The following is a 20,009-nucleotide window of genomic DNA, read 5'->3' as shown; positions in this document are numbered from 1 at the left end:
CTTGATATCAATTCAATGATTTACCTAAGACGATGGATAACAATATTTTAAGATCTAAGCAGATGATTTTTTTTGCTGGCTAGATAATGGATAAGATTAAATATAAAAAAACCCGAATCATGTGATTCGGGTTTTTAAATTCTGGCGGTGAGAGAGGGATTCGAACCCTCGAAACGCTATAAACGTTTACACACTTTCCAGGCGTGCTCCTTCAGCCACTCGGACACCTCACCATAGGCCGAGGATAATAGCGAAAAAAACCAGCTGTGCCAAGCTGAAACAATTGATTTGCGGAAAAACTTTTAATGCGGTGCTATGATTCGCAAAAATGCTTGTTAAAAACGAAGACAATATATGCAAAGCACTGCACAAAAGGCAGCTCTCCCGGTGATTACACTGGCTGCGCTTGGGGTGGTTTTCGGAGATATTGGTACCAGTCCGCTCTATGCACTGCGCCAATGCTTCCTCACCGCACACCTTGCCATTAGCGAAGCTTCTGTACTCGGCATCCTGTCCCTGATTTTCTGGTGCATGATGCTTACCATCAGCTTTAAATACGTCATGGTGATCATGCGTGCCGATAACAACGGCGAAGGCGGGATCATGTCACTACTGGCATTAAACCTGCGTACCACACGAATCTCTGATCAAAAGAAAATATTCCTGATCGCTTTGGGTTTTGTCGGCGCATCGCTATTTTTCGGTGACGGGATTATTACCCCGGCAATCTCCGTGCTCTCAGCCATTGAAGGCCTGAGTATTGCCACGCCCATTTTCAATCAGTGGCTGGTGCCTTTATCCATCGGGATTCTGGCCGGACTGTTTATGGTACAGCGACACGGCACAGCCACTATGGGCAAGTTTTTTGGGCCTTTAACCATGCTCTGGTTTTTGTCCATTGGCGGTTTTGGTTTGTGGAGCATTATCCAGACCCCATTTGTACTCTGGATGGTGAATCCCTACTGGGCCTATCATTTTGTGGTCGATCAGCCTTATGTGGCTTTTCTGACCATGGGGGCAGTGATTCTGACCATGACCGGTGGTGAAGCGATTTATGCCGATATGGGGCATTTTGGCCGCCTACCGATTCGGCTGGCCTGGTTCATTATTGTCTTGCCATGTTTATTGCTGAATTATGCCGGGCAAGGCGCCTTGTTGCTGCGTAGTCCTGAAGCCCTGGCGAATCCTTTCTATATGCTACTGCCAGACTGGGCCTTATTCCCTATGATTGGACTGGCGACTGCAGCGGCGGTGATTGCCTCACAGGCGGTCATTACTGGGGTATTTTCTATGGTCAATCAAGCCATTCAATTGCGTTATTTGCCGCGCCTGTCAGTCAAGCATACCTCTGCATTGGAGCGTGGCCAGATTTATCTGCCTTTCATTAACTGGATGTTGTTTATCTCGGTGCTGATCCTGATTTTACTGTTTGAAAATAGTGCCAATCTGGCCAGTGCTTATGGCGTTGCGGTGACCATGACCATGCTCTGCGGCACCATTTTGATCTCGATTCTGGCCTATGGCTTCTGGCGTTGGCCGGTCTGGAAAGTAGCGTTATTTGCTGTACCATTCCTGGCATTGGATTTAGTCTTTGTGGCCTCAACGTCCTTGAAAATCGCTTCGGGTGGCTGGGTGCCAATTCTGATTGGTGCGGTACTGTTTACGATTCTCATGACCTGGAAAGACGGGCGTGCGTTGGTACTGAACCGGCTGGAACAGGATGCCTTGCCGATTGATCTGTTTATTAAAAGTATTTCGATGGGGGAAGGCACCAAGTTTGTGCCAGGCGATGCCATTTTCCTGACCGGTACACCAAATATTGTTCCGCATGCCATGTTGCATAATATTAAGCACAATAAGGTCTTGCATGAACGCAATATCATGTTGACGGTGATTACCCGGGATATTCCTTTTGTTGACAGGCAGGAGCGGATTGAACTGGAAAAACTGAGTGAGCATTTTTACCGGGTGTTTATCTATTATGGTTTTAAGGATCAGCCGAATATTCCGGAAGCTTTACAACAGGCCTATGAGCAATGGGATTTTGAATATGACCTGATGCAGATCAGTTTCTTTATTTCACGTGAACGGATTATGCATACTGTGGGTGAGGGCATGGTACCGTGGCGGGAAAAGCTGTTTATTTCTATGCAGCGCAATACCAGTCCGGTCAGTGATTTCTATCAAATTCCACCCAACCGTGTGGTCGAGCTGGGCAGCCAGATTCAGATGTAAATAAAATAAAAAGCATAAAAAAAAACCAGAGGCACACTCTGGTTTTTTTATGAGAGAAACAATAAATAAATGAGTTTCAGATTATTGTTCGAGTTCTACCGCAGCCGGCACTTCAGGTGCAGCATTCAAAGGTTCTTCCATCAGTACTGGCTCTGCATCAGATTGAGCTGCAATTTCAGTTTGTTCATTGCTCACATCTGCTTCAGTCACAGCCGCTTGTTGCTGTGCTTCAGGCATCGGTTGTTCTGAAGCAATAGCTGCTTGCTGTTGCTCTTCAGACATTGCTGGTACAGCTGCTTGTTGTTCTTCCGGTGTTGGTTGTTGAGGCATCGTGATAGACGTGCTGGCTTCTACTTCTGATTCAGTGGCTGGTTCAACCAGATTGGCCGGCACCTCTGCTTCATTCATACCTGGTTCTGTGACAGGTGGTTGAGGAGAAACAGTACCTGAATTTGGTGCCTGAGTCATTGCTGGATCATTGGGCATTGGTGCCTGTGTGTTTGGCATGGCTGGTTGCGGTGCTGCTGCACGCGGATCGACCAGACGAATCTGACCAGAGTTCACCAAGCTTTCTAAAGAGGCTTCCTGACCATTCACCTTGGTACTAATTTTAGCTTTAGACAAGCTTTCAAGTGTTTCACCTGGTTGAACTGGTGGCTCGGCAAATGCCGCTACGCTGATCACACTTGTGAATAATCCTAAACCTAATGCTTTAGAGAGTTTGGAATTCATGATTGACACCATTGCTAATAATTTTACGAATTGAGATAGGCCGTTAGCTTTACATACTCAATCCACTGGGCTAAACAAAGCTACGCAAACACCGAGAAACCTCATTTAAAAAGAAATAAAATTAGACAGTTTGTTACAACTAGCCGGGGTTTTAGATACTTATTGTTTATTTAGTAAACGAATGGTAGGGCCAAGATATACTTCACTTATACAGCTTGTTAAGCTCGGTCAAAATCTGTATTGATCTAAAAAGTACGTGTAAGAATGGCCAACAAGCAGCGTAAATCCAAGAACTCTTTTTCTCAGTTTTTAAATGATAATAGTATTAAAGTCATTCTGGGCGTGGTGGCTTCGAGCAGCTTCGCCATCGCTTTTGGTCAGGAAAAAATCAGTCAGTGGGTGTCACTATCCTCTTCCAGTGATTCTGCCTGTCTGAACCAGTTTTATCGGGATGTGCCGCCATATTTGATGAAAGACAGCCTGAAAAAAGACAGTTATTCGCTGTGTTTTAATGGCTTTAATGTCGGTTATTCCGGGGTATCTAAAACGCCACTTTGGGTTGCAGAAGCCTTAACGCCAGCACGCTTAAGCCAGAAAATTCCCCGTGAAGATAATTTTCATGAAGAAGATCGGGTCAGTGCGAAGCATCGTGCCACATTGGCGGATTATCGCGGTTCAGGTTATGACCGCGGTCATATGGCGCCGAATGCGGATATGCCTAACAAGGCTGCGCAGTCTGACAGTTTTTCATTGGCCAATATGGTGCCGCAAGCGCCCAAGAATAATCAGCAAGTCTGGCGTGAGCTGGAAGAAGCCACTCGTGCCATTGTGACCAAGCAGAAACAGGATGTTTATGTGGTAACCGGGCCGGTCTTTGCCGGGAAGAAGCTGAAAACCATTGGCAATGGCGTGATTGTGCCAACCGCGGTCTATAAGGCGGTTTATATGCCGAAAACCGGTGCTATTGGTGCTTACTATGCACCGAATGACAATTCACTGAAAGTGCGTATTGTCAGTGTCTGCTATCTGGAAGAACAGCTTGGAATTAACCTGTTCCCGCAGCTTACCGAAGAACAGAAACGCAATACCTATAAGCTGCCACTGACTGGAAATGCCGTAAAAGCCAACCAGAAAATTGAATACTCTAATTGGGATGCAGAAAGTCAGTGTGCCGAAGAGGTTTCTGAAGAAAACCTGCAGGCATTACAACGCGAGTTTAAGTCTTCCGGTTCAAGCAGTTCGGCCTCCTCTGCGACTGGCGGTGCGATAGACAATGCAACGCAAGATGCCATTGTGAAACAGCTGATTGATGCCTTGTTGCAATATATTTTGCAGCTGTTGAAATAAGCTTGCTGAAAAAACCGGGATTCGGGTAGCATCGACATCAGACGTTCATTGAAAATAACAAAGACAGGTGAAGAGGATATGTTTAAAGCATTTGAAAATGGCAGCGAATCCCATGCCATTCATGATCTGACTTTGGAAAATGATCTGGACTGCGTCAGCCTGTATGGCAACTTGCAAATCACCAAGGATCAGCAGGGACTGAAAGTGGCCAAAGCCTTGCAGGCTTTTCTGAATGATGTGGTACAACAACTGGAAAACACGCAGGACTTGCCAGAAAAAATTCAGCGTGATGACCTGGATGAAATTGAAAATCCATTTTTATAAGCGTTTTTAAACGCGATGATCTGCATGTTCCATGTAAAACATGCAGAAAAATAGAATCTAGAAATCATGGCTTTTTAGATGGCTTTTATTGAAAAGCCTAATTTTTTTGCTCCCGCAATATCTCCAAACACCAGCCAGAACGTGCCGAGTAATTCGGCAAGATATTTATCCATATTTTAAGCCCTTATTTTTATATTTATCATCAGGTCATAGGGAGAAGGGATTTAAGTCATGAACGCTGCTTGAAGCCCGTATATCAAACCAACATGCTGGTGGTTTAAGCAGCTGACATATTCTGTTGGCGCCACTGCTGCGGCGTTAGTTGGGTCCATTGCTTAAAGGCACGCTGAAACGCACTCTGTTCAGAATAACCGAGTAACATGGCAGTTTCCTGCAAACTCAAGTGCGGATCTTTCAGATATTGCATCGCCATCATGCAGCGGATTTCCTGCATACATTGCTGATAGGTTTTGCCCTGTTTCTGCAAATGGCGTTGTAACTGACGCACGGAAAAATTCATCTGCTCGGCAATATGCTCGATCTGGAACAGGTTTTTTTGCAGGCCAATCAGAATTGCCTGTTGCAGTTGCTGATCAATGAGGGTGGAGTGCGGAAATTTTTCTAGCAATGCTTTGGCCTGTTGCATCAGCAGTTTCTGCAAGGTCTGGTCGCCCTGTTTCAGCGGTCTGGACAGTTCACTGACATGCATCAATACCTGATTTCTGGCTTGAGAAAAGCGGACTTTACAGCCGAAATACTGCTCATAGAGTGCAATATTTTTAGGCATTGCATGCTGGAAATGCACTTCATATAACTGAACCCCGTGCGGGTTCTGAACATTGGCTTTCACGAATTCCGTCATTAGCGCAATCGCGATTTCATCGGTCAGTTGGGTATTCAGATGAAAGGGAACTTCAACCCAGCCAATCGACAGATAATCGCCTTGCCACTGCAGCTGAAGGGGGCCACCATCATAAATCAGACGATGATAATCATGATAGCGCATAAAGGCTTCACCCAAGGTCTCACTTGAGAGTGCCAGATAGCCAATAATACCGAGGTGTTTAGCTTCAACCAGCTGGGCGATTTCTAGGCCTAAAGCCGGTCGCTGTAGCTGTTGATCAAGTGTTGTTAACAGATCACGCCACAGGGCGAAATCAAAGCGTTCCAGATTTTGAATGGCCAATAATTTCTCAGGGACTTCAAGCTGTTTCAACTGATAATAGTCCAAAAGTAAATGTCCTAAACCACCGTATACTGAACCTACGTAGTTTTTTAGAACCAGCATTTTTAATTCTTTTATTTTGTCGTATTTTGTCAATCATATTGAATATTTTGGTCAATATCTAGTCTTTTATTTAGCCTATATTAAAAATAGACCAAGAGGTAAAAGATTATGTGGAAAGGTTTTCTGGCAGGACTTGTCGTCGCAAATGGATTTGAATGGTTTGCGCATAAATATGTATTGCATGGTGTTCACCGGCCGGGAAAGAGCCGTTATAGTCCGGTACCCGAGAGTATGCGCTCACACTGGGAGCATCACCGGATTGTGCGAAAAACGGAATTTTCCGATTTCGGCTATGTAGAAGGATTGGACAACTGGCGTACCCGCAATGAAATTGCCTCACTGGCAGTCGTTGCGACCGTCTTTGGACTCAGTTTTTATCCCTTCTCCAAAGGCATGTCACTGGCCGCCCTGTATAGTGCAGGCAACTATTATTATTTACATCGCCGGGCTCATCTGGAACCAGAATGGGCCAAAAAGAAATTGCCCTGGCATTATGATCATCATATGAATAGCAATCAGGATGCCAACTGGTGCGTCACCAAGCCCTGGTTTGACTATCTGCTCGGTACCCGGGTGATTTCCTCGGCAGATTTGCAGGAACAGAATCCTTTAGGTTTGAGCTTGCCTGCACCGATCTCGAAAAAACTCAACCGCTGGGCAGAACAATATTTTCCGGTTAAATCGGCCGATGCTTCCTCTAAAATGACAAAAAATACTGCAAAAAATACGGTAATGAAGCAGTTAAATACGCAGGTTATGGAGTAAAATAGGGCTTTGTCGTGATTTGTCAATAAAATACGATTGTATTGTCAATATTGTCCTGTGGATTTCACTTATATTTGCTCCTGTCGGTGAGCAAAGCCTCATACTGATAATGTTTCTGGGTGTAATGAGTTATTTTGAATACCAAGTGCTGTAGTCTTATCTTGGTTTTATAAGGAGTCGAAAGACTCCTTTTTTTTGTCCCGTATTTGCTGTGTTGTTTTATTTAAGGCATAAAAAAAGAGTGTTTATAAAAACACTCTTTAATTAAATCATCATCTAAAACGGCTTAAAGGCGCATTTCAATACCTTGGGCTGCCATATAGGCTTTGGCTTCCGGAATGGTGTGCTGGCCAAAATGGAAAATTGAAGCTGCCAGTACTGCATCAGCACCACCATGGATAATGCCGTCCGCCAAATGCTGTAAATTACCCACACCACCAGAAGCAATCGTCGGTACCGTGACGCGGTCATTGATGGCACGCATCAGGGCAATGTCGTAACCGGCTTTGGTGCCATCGGCATCCATCGAAGTAATCAGTAATTCACCTGCGCCGAAGTCAGCCATTTTCACAGCCCATTCAATCGCATCAATCCCGGTTTCTTTACGGCCACCGTGGGTGAAAATTTCCCATTTATGGTCACCGGTTTTTTTGGCATCAATTGCAACCACGATACACTGCGCGCCAAAGCGTTGAGATGCTTCCTGCACAAACTCAGGATTATAAATCGCAGCCGAGTTGATGCTGACTTTGTCTGCACCGGCATTGAGTAATAGACGGATATCTTCGACTTTACGGACACCACCACCGACAGTCAGGGGTACAAAAACCGATTCGGCCATGCGTTCTACGGTACGGTAAGTGGTATCGCGTCCATGATGTGTAGCGGTAATATCAAGGAAAGTAATTTCATCGGCACCTTGTTCATTATAACGGCGTGCCACTTCGACCGGGTCACCCGCATCACGAATATCAAGGAACTGGACACCCTTGACCACACGGCCGTTATCCACGTCCAGACAAGGAATAATACGTTTAGCTAGCATAAATTTTTCCAATTATTACAGCCGATTATGAAACTCACCCACGCAAGCGCTACACCTTGGCAGATGGAAACGGTATTCTAGCAAAATTATGTAAGTTTTTTCGCAGGTTTTCTATGTCGGTCTATACCACTTTGACTTTAAAGGAAGTTCAGGATTTTGCAGCGCCTTATGGTTTAAAGGCGATTGATCTGATTCCCATTCAAGGCGGTATTCAAAATACCAACTACTTTTTAGTCTGCGAAGACCAGCAATATGTGCTGACGGTATTTGAAGATATGGATGAGCAGGCGGCAGGTGAACTGGTTCCGGTTCTGGAACATCTGGGTCAGGCCGGGTTGGCTGTTCCGGTGCCTTTATCGCATTCAGGCAAGGCCATTCACAGCATTAAAGATAAACCGGCACAGATTGCACCACGCCTGATGGGTGAACATCCGATGCCATCTACCGTCGCGCAGGTTGAAGCGATTGCAGTGGCTCAGGCGAAAATGCATGTGGCACTCAAAGACTTTAAATTAGAACGTAATTTTGTGCGTGATCATGCCTATTGGCTGGCCGTTTCTCAAGAGATTAAACCAAGTTTAAGTCCGGCAGATAAAGTCTTGCTCGGTAAATTATTAGGTTTATATGAGGCGTTGACGGCGGTATATCCGGATCGTCCACGTGGTTTCATTCATTCGGATCTGTTCCGTGACAATACCTTATTTGATGGCGATCAGCTGAATGGCATTCTGGATTTTTATGAGCTGAATAAAGATGAGTGGTTGTTTGATATCGCCATTACGTTAAATGACTTCTGTACCGAATATCCTGACGTAATCTTAAACGAAGAAAAAGCGATTGCCTTTTTAAATGCCTATGAAACGATTCGTTCTTTAACCAGTGATGAACGCGCTTGTCTGGAATTGTATCTGGCTATGGCAGCAGGACGGTTCTGGATGATGCGTCTGCAGGTGGCTCAGCGTAATGCAGCATTAGGCCGTACTGGCGAAGATATTTTGCAAAAAAATCCGGACGAAATGCGTAATATGCTGATTGAACGCTTAAAATTCGTCACCGCTTAAACAATCAAATCAACAGGGATAGGGAATATGCGCGATCAGGGACGCTTAGTGGAATGGTTTGATGACCAAGGCTATGGTTTTATCCAGCCCAGTGATCCGGCCAAAGATCGCGTATTTCTGCATATCAAGGACTTTGCCAAGCCTGGCCCACGTCCAATCGTGGGCTGTGCGCTGGATTATCTGGTGATTCTGGATGAACGCGGCCGTTATCGTGCGCAACAAGTGATGTACTTGAAAGCAGTACAAGCCAAAAGCCTGCAAGCAAAATTCAAACCGTCCAAGCCACAGCAGACACAGAAATTACAGCCGATGCAGATTGCCTGTGTGCTCTATATTCTTTTTCTGGTGGCTTTGACCTTGGGTAGTTTACTGAGTGGACTGGTGTTGTTGCTGGTCAGCCTGATGAATGCGCTCAGCTACTGGCTCTATGCGCAAGATAAGGAAGCGGCACAGCTGGGTAATCGCCGTATTCCGGAAAACACTCTGCATGTGGTGGCTTTCTTAGGCGGCTGGCCGGCAGCCTGGCTGGCACAGCAGAAATTACGGCATAAAACACAAAAACAACCTTTCCGGCAGATATATTTTTGTACCATAGCCTTTAACATCATTTTGATTATATGGCTGATTTCCCCGTTGAATAGTTTAAATATCTAGGGGAAGTACCAGGAGGGGACGTGAACTATTCCATTGATAAAGACTCAAACCGTACACTGACTTTTGCACTGTACATTTTATATATTGTGGCCATTTTTAGTGCTGGCCTGCTGGCTCTCGTGGCGCTAATCATTAACTATGTGAAACGGCGCGATGTGCGCGGTTCCATCTTTGAAAGCCATTTTACCTGGCAGATCCGCAGTTTCTGGTGGTATCTGTTCTGGAATATCGTCGCCTTTATTCCATTTTTCTTTTTGTTCTTTACCGGCGAAGATCCTAACCTGTTTGCAGGGGTCGCATTTGGCGCATCGGCGTTCTGTTTAGTGGTGGTGGTTTTGGCCTGGATCTGGATTGTGTATCGGGCGATTCGCGGCATCATGCGCTTAAATGACAATAGACCGATGTATAGCAAATAATTTTAGCCGTATTTCCTTAGAGAAAAAAATCCCCCTTTTTTAAGGGGGATTTAGCGGAATTAAGAAAGATCTTGCTTTAATTCTTCTGTGGGTTCTTTTCTTAAAAACTTTGGTTTCCATTCACTGGCAATCACGCCAAGCACCACCATCAATCCACCGACTAGCGCGAGTGCAGGTAGCCGTTCTCCGGCCAGACGGCCAAACAGGGCTGCCCATACCGGTTCGCCGGCATAGATAATTGCTGCCTGTGATGGATCGACCATGCGCTGCACCCAGTTCATCACTAGTTGTATCAAGGCACTGGCAATGCCTAAACCGACTAAAATCCCTGCCAGATGCCAGTGAAATTCAGGTAGCTGAGATTCACCTAACACGGGCGCGATCATAAAGCAGAACAGGGATGCAAAAATCAGTTGCAGCACCGTGACCCGGCGTACATTCACCTGCTCGGCGAAATGGCTGATAAAAATAATCTCCAGTGCAATCGCGATGGAACCGAGCAACGTCAGGGTTTGCCCGAAACTGAGCTGAATTGCAGCAAAGCCATTGCCTGTCAAAAACACCAGACCGATAAAGGCAAACAGCGCTCCGATCCAGGTCATGACATGCGGTTTTTTACGGAACATGAGCCAGAGCAGGATCGGAACCAGTGGAACATATAAGGCGGTTAAAAAAGCCGACTCACTGCTGCTAATGGTCTGCAAGCCCACAGTTTGGGTGCCGTAACCGATGGCGATCATGATCCCAATCACTGCGCCAGCGAACACCTCTTTCAGGTTCATGCCTTTTAGCGACTTCAGTGAAATCAGGGTGACGGCAAGCGCTGCCGCAGCAAAACGCAGGCCGACAAACATAATCGGACTACTAAAATTTAGCCCGTATTGCACAGTAATAAAACTGCCACCCCAGATAATGGTGATCAGGATCAGGGCGAGTTGCGGCGCTTTCACCATCCAGCCGGAATGATTTTTGGAAATAAGTGTAGACATGCCAGGAGATCAGAAAATTAAAAAATAAAAAAGAGGTCCGAAGACCTCTTTTACAGCAAGCTTAATTATAGCGCTTGTTGCTCATCTAGCAACAACTGTGCTTCACGCAAGCTTAATGTACCTTCGTAAATCGCACGACCGGTAATTGCGCCCAAAATACCCGGTTGGTCTTTCAGATTACGTACGTCATCCAGATTGGTCACACCACCAGATGCAATCACAGGTAAACCTGAGTATTGCGCCAGATTCACGGTTTGCTCAATATTCACACCCTGCATCATGCCATCACGTGCGATGTCCGTATAGACAATGCTTGATACGCCAGCATCGGCAAAACGTTTCGCCAGGTCAGTGGCTTTAACATCAGTCACATTGGCCCAGCCATCTGTTGCCACCATGCCATTCATGGCATCAATCCCAACAATAATGTGACCAGCAAATTTTTGACATGCCTCTTCAACAAATTCAGGATTCTGAACTGCTTTGGTGCCAATAATCACAAAAGAAACACCAGCTTGCAGATAATGCTCGATGGTTTCCAGAGAACGGATACCACCACCAATCTGGATCGGCAAATCAGGCTGAGATCGGACAATGGCTTCAACCACTGGCTTATGGATTGGTGTACCTGCGAAAGCACCGTTTAAATCTACTAAATGTAAGCGGCGAGCGCCTTCATTTACCCAATGCTGTGCTGTTGCGACCGGATCGTCTGAAAATACGGTATCGTCTTCCATACGACCTTGCTTTAAACGGACACATTTGCCATCTTTCAGGTCAATTGCAGGGATGATCAGCATGCTTTCGCTCCTTGCTTAATCTTTAGAATGAATTTGAGTGTATTCATCTTAGCAAATAAAGTCGAAATTTCTAACTCTTAAACGGTATGAATAAAGAAAACCTATCTATAGATAGGTAGCAGTGAGGTAATTTATTTTAATGGTTTTAATGATCCATCTCTTGAATGGAGATCAGATTTTCCACAACGGGTCGTGTACTGAGCTGGTCGATAACCGAAGCTGTAAGACCTGTTAAAGTCACAGCTCTCTCATCGACCACGCTCATTACAGCTTTCATGCGTACATCAAGTTGCCAGTACCAGCAGGCCATGCAAGCGATTAAGCCGTCGATGAAGGGCGGATTCTTAATTTTAATGAAGTATTGGGAATCTCTCTGGATAATAAATCCCGACGCAGTAATTCTTCAAATACCAGCATGGGCGCATAGGCATCTGCGGCTGCATAGTCAATTTGTGCCGGGCTGAGCTTCTTGTTGGCCCAGTTCGAGGTGCTAATCCGTTTGGATTTGGGGAAATTCAGTTGAAACAACAATGCCATGGCATTTTTTAATCCGACCGGATTGTTTAAACCAAAAGCTTTAAAACATTTGGACAGTTCAATCACACTATTCAGCTCAATTCCTTTTTTACGGAACAGGTGCGCATCATTTTTCAGGCCAAAACCGACCTTGATCTGATCACGACTGGCAAAAATCGGCGCGAGAAATGTCCAGATGGCTGGGTTCATTTGAAATAAATAGGCTTTGTCTAAAGTCGCCAGCTGAATCAGATGTGGCCCAGTGGAGACTTCACTGACTTTAAAGGTGGGCTTGGATTCAGAATCGAAACCCAGAACTGCACAGCTTTTTAGCTCCTGTTCAAGGGCATGACATTGTTCCAGGCGATTAATCACCTGAATCTGTTGCATCGGAAGATTTTTAAATACAGGAAAGGCCTGAATTTGTTCCTTGCTTGGTAAAATTTCCAGCCGCTGTTCCATACGCATTAATCATGAAATGAATGCGTTCAGCTTAATCACTTTTCCAGCTCTAGGCAAAAATAAAGCCCATAAAGAATGAGCTTTATACAAAATTTAAATAGGATTAATCAGTGTGATAGCTACTCTGTTCCATCTGTGCCTGTTGAGCACGCGTCACATAGTCTTGATAAGCTGGGATTGCAATCGCGGCTAAAATACCGATTGGAAAAATAAGTACATAAATCAATCCCAACACCTTTTCCCAAGCTTTGGTGGTACGTCGCGGGCCGTATTGATTGCTTCTGTCATCACCTTTGGCAAAAATCAGATAAAGGATAAAAATCAGATTGAGTAGCGGAACCAAGATCAGCAGCGATAACCATCCAGTATGATTGCGGTCATGTAGACGGCGAATAGTAAAAACAAAACTAAAATAAAGCATGACCAAGTAAGCGAGTCCGATGAGAACAGTTGCAACCATGGATGAGCCTGCCAAGGCAGAGCTATCCATAAATAGGCCAGGTGAAAAAGCTGCAATGATCCCAATGATGATCAGGAGCGAAAAGGTCATTAGCATGTTCCAGCCGAGATAAGACAAGCGGCCAAAACGACCATTTGGGCTTAAAGCTGATTCATTGCTTGGATAGTGTGGATTCATTATTGTATTTCCCCTGAGTTTAATTATTTTTAAATATAATGAGTTACTTCAACATCATAACAATTTTAATGACTAAAAAATAGTCAGAATCACTAGCAGTGAACTAATCTAAATGAATAAAAAAAGCCCGCAATCTGCGAGCTTTTTAGGCGAAAGGAAAATCAGATTTTCCAGTCCACAAAGTTTTTCAATAACTGCAAACCGGCGGTATGACTCTTTTCCGGATGGAACTGGGTCGCGAACAAGTTTTCTTTATGAATCGCGGTGCAGAATTCAATGCCATAGGTACAAGTAGCTGCCACCAGGTCTGAATCTTGTGGCTCTACATAATAGCTATGTACAAAGTAGAAACGCGCATCCTGTTCGATATTGTTCCACATCGGATGCTCTGGATCAGCCTGATGCACCTGGTTCCAGCCCATATGTGGCACTTTTAAGCCCGCCATTTCCGGAAAGTGCTTGACCGCACCTTCGAAAATACCCAGTGCATCGGTACCACCATTCTCTTCAGAATGTTGCATCAAGGCTTGCATACCCACACAAATGGCCAGTACCGGCTTGTTAAATACGGCATTGCGTACCACTTCATCAATCCCGGCTTCGTGCATACCTTGCATGCAGTCACGCATCGCGCCTACGCCCGGAAAGACAATCTTGTCTGCTTGCGCAATCAGTTTTGGATCATTGGTCACATCAACTGTGGCACCGACATGTTCTAATGCTTTTGCCGCAGAGTGCAAATTTCCCATGCCATAATCAAGAAGGGCAATACGGGTCATTACAGTGTACCTTTGGTTGAAGCTACTGTATTGGCAGCACGTGGATCCACTTCACAGGCCATACGCAGCGCACGCGCAAATGCTTTAAATACGCTTTCGATCTGGTGATGGCTGTTTTTGCCTTTCAGGTTGTCGATATGCACCGTCATCAAGGAATGGTTTACAAAGCCCTGGAAAAACTCAGAGAATAAATCCACATCAAAACGGCCGATCATGGCACGGGTAAATGGAATATCCATAAACAGACCCGGACGACCAGACAGATCCACCACGACACGGCTTAAAGACTCATCGAGTGGCGCATAGAAATGACCATAGCGTTTCAGGCCTTTTTTATCGCCTAATGCCTGTGCAAATGCCTGACCCAGCGTAATACCGCAGTCTTCCACAGTATGATGGTCGTCAATTTCCAGGTCGCCATCACAATGAATATCAATATCAAACAGGCCATGACGCTTGATTTGATCAATCATATGATCTAAAAAGGGAATACCCGTGTTTAAGGTGCCTTGACCAGTACCATCGAGATTCAAACGAACTCGAATTTTGGTTTCGTTGGTATTTCTTACCACTTCACTGATACGATCTGTCATAGACACGTTCCTCAAATACGTCAAAATGATTGATGTAGAAAATATTTTCGCCGTGACGAAGTCACCGCATATTAGATTGCTCAGGAGGGTTTATCAATGCCTATCACCGTACATGCTTATACTTCTTTAGAAAATGACGAAGTGCGCAGCCAGCTTGAGCGACTGTATGACACGAGCCCTGAATTTAGTGACGGGGCAGATGCCATGGAACAACTAGAGCAAAACCTTGCACAGTATACCTCAGTTTATAGCGCAGAATTTAATAGCAAAATTATTGGGGCAATCTGGTGCACCGGACAGGGTGAAAGCCGGATTCTGGAAAATATCGTCGTACATCCGGCCAACCGTGGTCGTGGCGTTGCAGAAAGGCTGGTGAGCGAAGTTTGCCGCATGGAAGAAGAAAAAGGCGTGAAAAACTTTGTGCCGGGCTGTGGGGCCATTCATCGTTGTCTGGCCAATCTGGAAAAAATCTGAAAATAGAGCAATATCAAGCAGCCGTTAGGCTGCTTTTTTATGTAAATAAGCGCTTAAATCTGTTTTATTGCTGAGGTCTTTGGTAAACATTGTTCGATTTATGACTCAAATAGACATGAGTTGATGGAAAAGTAAACATTTGATAAAAATTATTCTGTCTGCTCTTGACGATTTACAGCTGAAACTGTTTAATACGCGACATCGGCGTGATAGCTCAGTAGGTAGAGCAACGGATTGAAAATCCGTGTGTCCCCAGTTCGATCCTGGGTCTCGCCACCATATTTTAAAACGATTTCAAAGTTTTCAATCCCTGATCCCATCAGGGATTTTTTTTAGGCCAAAAATCAGCCACTCAAATATTTTTTTCATAATTTTGATTGACTAATGAGGCCAGATACGGCTTAATACACCGCATCGGCGTGATAGCTCAGTAGGTAGAGCAACGGATTGAAAATCCGTGTGTCCCCAGTTCGATCCTGGGTCTCGCCACCATATTCAAAAAATCCTCAAACTTGGTTTGGGGATTTTTTTTGCCTGCACCAAAGCCAGATCAACATTATTCTTTTCTATTTTTCAGTTGTTTCAACTTCTTCTTTTTCGACGTTTCCTGCTTTTTTCTTCCTGATTGACCGTTTATCAAACTTAACAATAGACACGGGCATTATTTGTAAGATTTAGCTTTGATGCTTTCCCTTTTCCAAACGAGGGTGAAAATGATGAATCTCCTAACACCAATTAAACTCGGCCTTCTTACGGCCTGTACTGCTTTTAGCCTACCGATATTAAGCCATGCTGCGCCTGCTGCTGATTCTGTCGTCTTGCCGACTCTGACCGTCATGGCGGAACCGGAACTGCGCGCCGTGACTGAAAAAATGTTGCCTTATCAGGAACAGAACAGCCAGCGTAAGGCCCTGCAAATGCGCCTGATGAAAATTGAACGTGAAATTCAGGCCTATAGCGTGGATGGTGATGTGGTCGCGAATATTGATGTGATGCGTGCACCTGCCGACCCTGATCTGGATAGCCTGCCTGTGGTGTTCCGTGAATATGTATTGGCCATCGCACAGGGCTTGCAGTCTTCAGACCCAAGAAATGGGGTATATGTACTGCTGCAACCTTTTGGAATTAACCGCGATGCCACCAATGTGAATATTGTTCGGGAACAATTCGATCCGAACCGGCTGAATCTGAGCCTGCCATTTAATTCCCCATAATGTGCGCCTGTCGGTCTAGATAATTTTGTTTAACAAGCTTATTCAAGCTGTCATGCAACGAGATCGACAAAATAGTGTTCTGGGAAAGGATGGCTTTGTGAGAGGAGCAATTTCTGTCTAAGCTAGACATATTATTGGAAAAATCAAATGCCTTGAATTGTGTTTAAAAAATAAGCATAGTGGATGTAAATCAACAAGATCTGACTGACAGAGCTGGAGCGTATACATGCCGCGTGTTTTTATGATTGTAGCCGCTGTGACACTGGCAATTTTTATTGGGCTGTTTTATCAGAATTCGGTTCAGCAAAAACATCAGGCCGAGCTGCTCGAATATGAAACCGTGCTCGAAGAAAAAACCGAGAGCATTGCGCAGCAGGCACAGGACTGGTCTAAACCGATTCAGATTGAACTTGAAGATGACCGTCTGGATGGTGACTATGCCATCATGGCTGAGTTTATGCTGGGGCAATTGCGCGATAGTGCCGAGGAACGCAATCAGTATCTACGCGACTTAAAAGCCGCCAACTGGCAGAATTTTCTGAATATCGACCGCTTGACCAAGGATCAGGCACAAGGCTATAAAGAAACTGAAGCCATGCTCAAGCAAGTCCATCAGATTGTGAACAGCTATCAGCAGAAAATCCAGCAGCGCGATGCCGAGCTGATCGACAAGGCACAACAACTGGATATTAAAAACCGTTATCGCCAGCAACTGAGCCTGACCCTGAAAGACAGTCAGCAAAATAGTAATGCACATGTCATTTTTGAAATTGAAAAACAGACGCTGGCCAAGGCTGATGCCTTATTTGCAGTACTGAAAAAGCATAAATGGCAAAAGAAAAATAACACCTTTATGTTCTATGACGATAAAGCCGTGCAAGAGTTTAATGCGCTGTATAAAGAAATGCTGCACCTGAATAAACAGACGGAACGAGTGGCGAGCGCTAACCAGAAAGCGGTTGAAAACAAGTTGTAGCCTGACTGAGATGACAGGATTGCCATAGGACTGTCATCTGCTGTTCAAACTCGCTTGCTAAATTGAAAGGGTCGCACAGATCACGACATAACATTTAAGCAGGTGAGTCATGCAAACAATTCAGGTTTTTGCTGATATTCAGCAGGTGTACGGTGAGTTTGTCGCAAATAAAACATGTCCAAAATTACAAAGGATGAATAACGGGGACAAGAACCGGTTGTTCTTGGATCAATATTTCACGCTGATCGAGGACTGGCACTATACCGAACAGATTGTGATTCAGTTCAATCAGCAGTATTTCAGTCTGGATCTGGGGAGCGCACCGGATTTTATGGATCAGGATAAATATATCAACTGGCTAAAGTCGGAACTGCTGCATTAATCGAATCGTCATATTCCTCGTTGATAGATAACCGAGCTGTCTCAAGAGAGGCAGCTTTTTTATTTTGATAAAAAACTGGTATTGATCTTGCTGTTGCATCGGCACAGCGCGAACAGGCGCTGATTCCAATTTCGATTTGAACAGGCTATGCTGAATTAATTACCGCTGCCAAAAGAATGACAGGCGGAGCATGGATGATATGGAGGGCAAAAAATTATGCAACAGTTGAGATGTTATAAGGAACTTCCAGTCTGGACCCAGCAGAGCATTCCTCAGGACTTCAAGAATCAGCACAATACCAAAGCGGGTACCTGGGCGAAATTGACAGTATTAAAAGGTGAGCTGCATTTTGCCATGCTGGAAGAATCTGGTGCAGTGCAATCCGAGCATGTGTTTACACCAGAGCAGCAACCGCCATTTATTGAGCCTGAGGCCTGGCACAAAATTGTCTCTGCCAGTGAAGATGTCGAATGCCAGCTGCGTTTTTACTGCCGGCCTGAGGATTACTTCATCAAGAAATATCAGTTGAATCCTCCCCATTCTGAAGTGCTGGCCGCCATGCCCTATTTAAAAGGTGGTCGTGCGCTGGACGTCGGCTGCGGTACAGGGCGTAATGCGCTTTATTTAAGCCAGAACGGCTTTAATGTCGATGCTTGGGATGTCAACGAAAACAGTTTGCAGACTTTAAGACAGATTGTACAGACGGAACAGATTGATCATGTGCAGGTGCAGCGCCGCGACCTTAACACGGATACCAGTATTGCAGGCCAATATGACTTTATCTACTGTACCGTGGTGATGATGTTCCTTGAGGCGAAAACCATTCCACCGCTGATTGCACAGATGCAGCAGGCGACTGTGCCGGGTGGCTATAACCTGATTGTCTGTGCCATGGATACGCCAGATATTCCGGCACAAGCCGATTTTCCATTTGCTTTTCAGCCGGGGGAGTTGCGAGGGTATTATGAGGGCTGGAATATTGTGAAATACAATGAAGATATCGGTGAGCTATACCGTGTCGATGAGCAGGGCCAGCGGATTAAACAGCATTTTGCCACGATGCTGGCGCAGAAGGTTTAAATAAAAGATTGAGGATTTTTTTTAAATTCTTGAGCTTAAATAAGACACTCCAAAACAAAAAAAGATGTCAGGCTGACATCTTTTTTTATGCTTTTAAAAAGCTTAAGCCGCTTTTTTAAACCAAGAGAACCAGCCTTTTTTCTCAGCTTTTACTTCTGCTTTTTCAGCAGCCGCGTCTTTGGTTTCTACTGCCTCAGTTTTCGCAGCTTCAACGTGTTGTTCTGCTGTAGCTTGAGCCGTTTCTACTTGAGTCGTCGCTTCTGTTTTTACTGCTTCAGCTTTAGTTTCAGCCGCTTGTTGAGTTGCAGTAACAGTCGCTTGAGTCGCTTCAACTTTCGCTTGTACAGGTGCAGCAGCTTCTTTGGCAACAGTTTGGGTTGTTTTGGTTACAACAGTTGCTGGCGCAACTTGAACTTCAGTTGCCATTGCAGATGCAGAAGTCGCTACGATTGCAGTTGCGATCATTGTTTTAAGCATGTTCATATAAACTCTTTTAAGGAAATAGGAAAAAAGAGGCTTGATCATACATTTATAAAAATTAAGTGCTTCATAAATAGGATTTTATTGGTTGATTTTTCAACTGAAATTACAAAGGGATAACAAAGCTAAATTAATTTTTATTTTCAAAGATTATAGCTATATTAGTTATTTAGATTTAGCATTATTTTTAGAGAACTGTTCTAAAATTTTATTAAGTTCCTCTATTCTTTTCTTTAAATTTTGAATCTCTAATTGTTGCATAGCTGTTTCTTCAGGCTTTGTTGATTTTTGAGATTTATTTTCTAATTCATTTTTATGCTGCATGACTGTTTTCTCGTTGAAAATTATTTTTCAAAATTTCTAGGGATATTTCTAATAATAGTCTTTGAGTGAAAACACCTAAAAGCCATTGATAGAATTCAAAATCTTCATTTTTAAATGAATTTTGCTTATTGCATGAAACAGTTAATACATAAATTACCTCATTCGTAATAGGGTGTAAAATAGGGAAGCATATTTGTGAGCCGCTTTCATTGAGTGGAGTCATCCCATTTATATAACATCTAGAACTAGAATTCTTATTAAGTTCTGCTGTTGCATTTTCTACAATTATTAATGTTCTTGATTCAATACTACGTTTAATACAACTTGTTTTTGAGTTCAAAACATTAGACTTCCGTCATAAATCAAAAAACGTACAATTTATTTGATCTTAAATTAATCAGCAAAATTATTTAATTCAAGAGATAATCCTTGGATG

25 protein-coding genes and 3 tRNA genes are annotated in these 20,009 nt (G+C 44.3%); 14 read left to right on the top strand and 14 right to left on the bottom strand.

Annotated features, from left to right (window positions below; translation table 11 throughout):
- Window positions 1-142 precede the first annotated feature (142 nt).
- A tRNA-Ser gene (locus NI469_RS07030) sits at window positions 143-233 on the bottom strand.
- Window positions 234-354: 121 nt separating this feature from the next.
- Between NI469_RS07030 and NI469_RS07025 the strand changes: the two genes are divergently transcribed.
- On the top strand, window positions 355-2,235 hold the full coding sequence (locus NI469_RS07025) for a potassium transporter Kup (protein ID WP_253174717.1): 1,881 nt from the start codon (window positions 355-357) through the stop codon (window positions 2,233-2,235).
- Between the two features lie 81 nt (window positions 2,236-2,316).
- Here NI469_RS07025 and NI469_RS07020 read toward each other — a convergent pair whose 3' ends face one another.
- Window positions 2,317-2,967 (bottom strand): hypothetical protein, encoded by a 651-nt coding sequence (locus tag NI469_RS07020; protein WP_253174716.1) that lies wholly within the window; start codon window positions 2,965-2,967, stop codon window positions 2,317-2,319.
- A gap of 264 nt (window positions 2,968-3,231) precedes the next feature.
- Here NI469_RS07020 and NI469_RS07015 point away from each other — a divergent pair, with 264 nt between their 5' ends.
- Window positions 3,232-4,314, top strand: a complete 1,083-nt coding sequence (locus NI469_RS07015; protein WP_253174715.1) for a DNA/RNA non-specific endonuclease — start codon at window positions 3,232-3,234, stop codon at window positions 4,312-4,314.
- Window positions 4,315-4,392: 78 nt separating this feature from the next.
- Entirely contained in the window at window positions 4,393-4,638 is a 246-nt protein-coding gene (locus tag NI469_RS07010) for a hypothetical protein (protein WP_005105385.1), read from the top strand.
- Window positions 4,639-4,915: 277 nt separating this feature from the next.
- Here NI469_RS07010 and NI469_RS07005 read toward each other — a convergent pair whose 3' ends face one another.
- Window positions 4,916-5,926 (bottom strand): AraC family transcriptional regulator, encoded by a 1,011-nt coding sequence (locus NI469_RS07005; protein WP_005250402.1) that lies wholly within the window; start codon window positions 5,924-5,926, stop codon window positions 4,916-4,918.
- Between the two features lie 108 nt (window positions 5,927-6,034).
- On the opposite strand from NI469_RS07005, the gene NI469_RS07000 reads away from it, so the two are divergent.
- On the top strand, window positions 6,035-6,691 hold the full coding sequence (locus NI469_RS07000; protein ID WP_243474898.1) for a sterol desaturase family protein: 657 nt from the start codon (window positions 6,035-6,037) through the stop codon (window positions 6,689-6,691).
- Window positions 6,692-6,977: 286 nt separating this feature from the next.
- Here the strand turns inward: NI469_RS07000 and hisF are convergent, their stop codons facing one another.
- Window positions 6,978-7,736: an imidazole glycerol phosphate synthase subunit HisF gene (gene hisF / locus NI469_RS06995; protein ID WP_004647284.1), complete on the bottom strand. Its 759-nt coding sequence runs from the start codon at window positions 7,734-7,736 to the stop codon at window positions 6,978-6,980.
- Window positions 7,737-7,849: 113 nt separating this feature from the next.
- On the opposite strand from hisF, the gene NI469_RS06990 reads away from it, so the two are divergent.
- The 3 genes from NI469_RS06990 to NI469_RS06980 are packed head-to-tail and all read left to right on the top strand — an operon-like array spanning window position 7,850 to window position 9,867.
- Window positions 7,850-8,797: a homoserine kinase gene (locus NI469_RS06990; protein WP_253174714.1), complete on the top strand. Its 948-nt coding sequence runs from the start codon at window positions 7,850-7,852 to the stop codon at window positions 8,795-8,797.
- Between the two features lie 27 nt (window positions 8,798-8,824).
- A complete protein-coding gene (locus NI469_RS06985) occupies window positions 8,825-9,451 on the top strand; it encodes a DUF1294 domain-containing protein (protein WP_180180837.1) in 627 nt (208 codons plus the stop codon).
- A gap of 20 nt (window positions 9,452-9,471) precedes the next feature.
- Window positions 9,472-9,867, top strand: a complete 396-nt coding sequence (locus tag NI469_RS06980) for a DUF4870 family protein (protein ID WP_044111390.1) — start codon at window positions 9,472-9,474, stop codon at window positions 9,865-9,867.
- A gap of 59 nt (window positions 9,868-9,926) precedes the next feature.
- On the opposite strand, the gene NI469_RS06975 is transcribed toward NI469_RS06980, so the two are convergent.
- The 7 genes from NI469_RS06975 to hisB all read right to left on the bottom strand — a co-directional run bounded on the left by NI469_RS06975 (window position 9,927) and on the right by hisB (window position 14,643).
- Complete coding sequence (locus NI469_RS06975; protein ID WP_253174713.1) at window positions 9,927-10,856, bottom strand: DMT family transporter; 930 nt, start codon at window positions 10,854-10,856, stop codon at window positions 9,927-9,929.
- A gap of 65 nt (window positions 10,857-10,921) precedes the next feature.
- Window positions 10,922-11,656, bottom strand: coding sequence for a 1-(5-phosphoribosyl)-5-[(5-phosphoribosylamino)methylideneamino]imidazole-4-carboxamide isomerase (gene hisA / locus NI469_RS06970; RefSeq protein WP_180180839.1), 735 nt, complete (start codon window positions 11,654-11,656; stop codon window positions 10,922-10,924).
- 145 nt (window positions 11,657-11,801) lie between these two features.
- Window positions 11,802-11,966, bottom strand: coding sequence for a hypothetical protein (locus NI469_RS06965; protein ID WP_253174712.1), 165 nt, complete (start codon window positions 11,964-11,966; stop codon window positions 11,802-11,804).
- An 8-nt stretch (window positions 11,967-11,974) separates the two neighbouring features.
- Window positions 11,975-12,634 (bottom strand): 3'-5' exonuclease, encoded by a 660-nt coding sequence (locus tag NI469_RS06960; RefSeq protein WP_253174711.1) that lies wholly within the window; start codon window positions 12,632-12,634, stop codon window positions 11,975-11,977.
- A gap of 103 nt (window positions 12,635-12,737) precedes the next feature.
- Window positions 12,738-13,271 (bottom strand): DUF805 domain-containing protein, encoded by a 534-nt coding sequence (locus NI469_RS06955; RefSeq protein ID WP_005173134.1) that lies wholly within the window; start codon window positions 13,269-13,271, stop codon window positions 12,738-12,740.
- A 161-nt stretch (window positions 13,272-13,432) separates the two neighbouring features.
- Window positions 13,433-14,050, bottom strand: a complete 618-nt coding sequence (gene hisH, locus NI469_RS06950; RefSeq protein ID WP_086044210.1) for an imidazole glycerol phosphate synthase subunit HisH — start codon at window positions 14,048-14,050, stop codon at window positions 13,433-13,435.
- A complete protein-coding gene (gene hisB / locus NI469_RS06945; RefSeq protein WP_004729244.1) occupies window positions 14,050-14,643 on the bottom strand; it encodes an imidazoleglycerol-phosphate dehydratase HisB in 594 nt (197 codons plus the stop codon). The genes hisH and hisB overlap by 1 nt, the downstream gene beginning before the upstream one ends.
- A 96-nt stretch (window positions 14,644-14,739) precedes the next feature.
- Here hisB and NI469_RS06940 point away from each other — a divergent pair, with 96 nt between their 5' ends.
- The 7 genes from NI469_RS06940 (at window position 14,740) to tehB (ending at window position 18,769) form a co-directional block, all read left to right on the top strand.
- Window positions 14,740-15,117, top strand: coding sequence for a GNAT family N-acetyltransferase (locus tag NI469_RS06940; RefSeq protein ID WP_004278652.1), 378 nt, complete (start codon window positions 14,740-14,742; stop codon window positions 15,115-15,117).
- Window positions 15,118-15,320: 203 nt separating this feature from the next.
- Window positions 15,321-15,396, top strand: a tRNA-Phe gene (locus tag NI469_RS06935).
- Between the two features lie 137 nt (window positions 15,397-15,533).
- A tRNA-Phe gene (locus tag NI469_RS06930) sits at window positions 15,534-15,609 on the top strand.
- A 224-nt stretch (window positions 15,610-15,833) separates the two neighbouring features.
- Window positions 15,834-16,331, top strand: a complete 498-nt coding sequence (locus NI469_RS06925; protein ID WP_253146706.1) for a hypothetical protein — start codon at window positions 15,834-15,836, stop codon at window positions 16,329-16,331.
- Between the two features lie 226 nt (window positions 16,332-16,557).
- Entirely contained in the window at window positions 16,558-17,307 is a 750-nt protein-coding gene (locus NI469_RS06920) for a hypothetical protein (RefSeq protein WP_253174710.1), read from the top strand.
- A gap of 109 nt (window positions 17,308-17,416) precedes the next feature.
- Complete coding sequence (locus tag NI469_RS06915; RefSeq protein ID WP_004278649.1) at window positions 17,417-17,689, top strand: hypothetical protein; 273 nt, start codon at window positions 17,417-17,419, stop codon at window positions 17,687-17,689.
- Window positions 17,690-17,905: 216 nt separating this feature from the next.
- Window positions 17,906-18,769, top strand: a complete 864-nt coding sequence (tehB, locus tag NI469_RS06910) for an SAM-dependent methyltransferase TehB (protein ID WP_253174709.1) — start codon at window positions 17,906-17,908, stop codon at window positions 18,767-18,769.
- Window positions 18,770-18,871: 102 nt separating this feature from the next.
- On the opposite strand, the gene NI469_RS06905 is transcribed toward tehB, so the two are convergent.
- The 3 genes from NI469_RS06905 to NI469_RS06895 all read right to left on the bottom strand — a co-directional run bounded on the left by NI469_RS06905 (window position 18,872) and on the right by NI469_RS06895 (window position 19,913).
- Entirely contained in the window at window positions 18,872-19,252 is a 381-nt protein-coding gene (locus NI469_RS06905; protein ID WP_253174708.1) for a hypothetical protein, read from the bottom strand.
- Window positions 19,253-19,414: 162 nt separating this feature from the next.
- A complete protein-coding gene (locus NI469_RS06900) occupies window positions 19,415-19,573 on the bottom strand; it encodes a hypothetical protein (protein WP_253100029.1) in 159 nt (52 codons plus the stop codon).
- A complete protein-coding gene (locus NI469_RS06895) occupies window positions 19,563-19,913 on the bottom strand; it encodes a hypothetical protein (RefSeq protein ID WP_253174707.1) in 351 nt (116 codons plus the stop codon). The genes NI469_RS06900 and NI469_RS06895 overlap by 11 nt, the downstream gene beginning before the upstream one ends.
- Window positions 19,914-20,009: the final 96 nt, after the last annotated feature.

This window comes from Acinetobacter lwoffii (genome assembly GCF_024129735.1).
Lineage (GTDB): Bacteria > Pseudomonadota > Gammaproteobacteria > Pseudomonadales > Moraxellaceae > Acinetobacter > Acinetobacter lwoffii_H.
This window is presented reverse-complemented; position numbering and strand designations above follow the sequence as displayed.